This window comes from uncultured Oscillibacter sp. (genome assembly GCF_950073225.1).
Taxonomy (GTDB): domain Bacteria; phylum Bacillota; class Clostridia; order Oscillospirales; family Oscillospiraceae; genus Oscillibacter.
This window is the reverse complement of the sequence record NZ_CATMPS010000073.1, coordinates 1-1,649: the sequence shown is the minus strand read 5'-3', so window position 1 is coordinate 1,649 and position 1,649 is coordinate 1. Positions and strand designations below refer to the sequence as shown.

The following is a 1,649-nucleotide window of genomic DNA, read 5'->3' as shown; positions in this document are numbered from 1 at the left end:
CTCCAGCTACCGTTAATGTTTCCCAATAAGGACTTGAGCGAATTTGAACGAAGCAATACGATATTTCACGGAACCGGATTCCTATACCTTGGCTTATATAACGAAGAATATTACGTTTTACTTGACTTAAAAAGTGAACAGGTGTATCAAGTGGACATGGCGCGAGTTCGCCCAACATTAGGAGAAGAAACCAGAGCGGATATTCTAAGATGGGCGCTTCCGTTCTTTAATAAATTTGAAGATTTGGTACGTTGCTTTTTCGGCGGCGAACTTTACGATGAGGATGAGTTGACATTCGATATTGAATGAGATGGAGAAAAGCAATTCCCGTTCATCGGAAAACTGACTATGAGGGACTGAACCCACCATGGAGACTGTCAAACGCGGCTATGTGCCGAAAGATACCATCGAATTTGGCTCCAAGGCTGCGGCCAAGCTGAACGGCGCCGCCCAGGAGCTGGCGTTCCTGCTGGACCGGGGATACGACACCAAATCCGCCTCCACCTTCGTGGGCAACCACCACCTGCTCTCGGAGCGCCAGCGGCTGGCTCTGGCCCGGATCACCTCGCCCCGCGCCGCTCTGGAGGAGCGGGAACGCAAGCGGCTCCGGGAGGCCCCGGAGGCCCTGGTGCTGGACGGCTTCAACACCATCATCACCCTGGAGGTGGCCCTGTCCGGCTCTCTGCTCCTGGAGGGGATGGACGGCACCATCCGGGACCTGGCCGGACTGCGGGGGAGCTACCGCATCGTGGACAAGACGGTGCGGGCCGTGGAGCTTCTGCTGGCCCGGCTGGAGGCCCTGTTTTATCTGGATCGGCAGGTGTCCAACTCCGGACGCCTCCGGGCGCTGCTGCTGGACAAGGCGGCGGAGCGGAGCGTCCAAATCCAGGTGGAGCTGCACCCCAGCGTGGACGGCGTTCTCTCCCGCCTGGAGCACGTGGTCACCACCGACGCCATCATCCAGGATAAGTGCGGCAGCTGGTACAACCTGAACCGGGGAATCATCGAGGAGGCTGTCCCGGAGGCGTGGGTTTTGCGGCTGGAGCCATCATACATCTGAAATTGCCATTGACAAAGTTGTGGGAGGAAAAATTATGCGCGACACGATAAAACTGCAAGATTATTTTCTGGCAAGAATACAGGCAGATACTGCACGCATAAAGAGATTTGAGGAAACCCTCAAAAACACAGAGCCGTCTAATGGGCAAGGCATTCGGCTCGGGAAATCTCATCTATCAAAATTGTACTTGGGTTGCGCGAAAGCCTCATATTCTGTGGGTGCTGACCTGGGCGAAGTGTATTCGTATTACATTCAGTCCATAAATTATTACAAGGACGCCTGTACGCCGGCAGACAGCTTGTATGGTGTAATTGATTATTTGTCGATTGGCATGTTGTTCCAAAGGTCAAAACAGGAATTTCTCTCTGCTTTAGAAATAATGGCAGAAAAATTCAATTCCCAGGATGGACTGATTTGCTGCTTGCTCCAATATTTACAGGACAAGGGTAAGGGCACAAGCCCGGGTAGTGTCAAGATTATTTCGCAAATTAGTATGCAGACTCTGGGTGGAATGAAGTCAGCCGGCAATAGAGGTGTCCTCCAGAGCAGCTTCCAGGTGCCTCATATTCATGTACTTCTTGTTGCCCCA

General features: G+C 52.9%; 3 protein-coding genes. All 3 read left to right on the top strand.

The window, feature by feature from the left end; genetic code table 11:
- A partial coding sequence (locus Q1M04_RS16080; protein WP_300448939.1) for a hypothetical protein occupies window positions 1-309 on the top strand: 309 nt, incomplete at its 5' end.
- A 58-nt stretch (window positions 310-367) separates the two neighbouring features.
- Complete coding sequence (locus tag Q1M04_RS16075; RefSeq protein ID WP_300448936.1) at window positions 368-1,060, top strand: DUF434 domain-containing protein; 693 nt, start codon at window positions 368-370, stop codon at window positions 1,058-1,060.
- A gap of 34 nt (window positions 1,061-1,094) precedes the next feature.
- A partial coding sequence (locus Q1M04_RS16070; RefSeq protein WP_300448933.1) for a PoNe immunity protein domain-containing protein occupies window positions 1,095-1,649 on the top strand: 555 nt, incomplete at its 3' end.

Bases quoted from the DNA above. Each gene is read 5' to 3' on its own strand.
- Q1M04_RS16075 (WP_300448936.1), top strand. From the start codon at position 368: ATGGAGACTGTCAAACGCGGCTATGTGCCGAAAGATACCATCGAATTT.